Annotated in this window: 1 protein-coding gene; it reads left to right on the top strand. The window is 48.9% G+C overall.

The features are described 5' to 3' along the window. Positions 1 to 229, top strand: a 229-nt coding sequence (locus SB717_RS40105) for a hypothetical protein (protein ID WP_410908963.1), incomplete at both ends; no start/stop codon positions are given.

The raw sequence follows: 229 nt of genomic DNA, 5'->3' as shown, positions 1-229 counted from the left end.
CGATAATGACCTTGAAGGTCGCGAGCTGCTTGCAAACAAAGATCTGAACAAGGGAGGAAAGTGGATCAGGCACAATAGCAATGGCGTTTACTGGTGTCGCCTGCCTTTAAATCCGGATCTAACTGCATTGATGCGCAGCTTGAAGGTTGATGAAAAATTCTGGCCTGGTTGCCTTGAAAACATTTTCAGCCCTGCTCTTAGACGGCGAGCCGAGGCAGACCAAGCTTAC

The sequence above is a fragment of the Priestia sp. SIMBA_032 genome (assembly GCF_046535215.1).
Classification (GTDB): domain Bacteria; phylum Bacillota; class Bacilli; order Bacillales; family Bacillaceae_H; genus Priestia; species Priestia aryabhattai.
The sequence above is the reverse complement of the archived record's forward strand: the minus strand, read 5'-3'. Positions and strand labels throughout refer to the sequence as shown.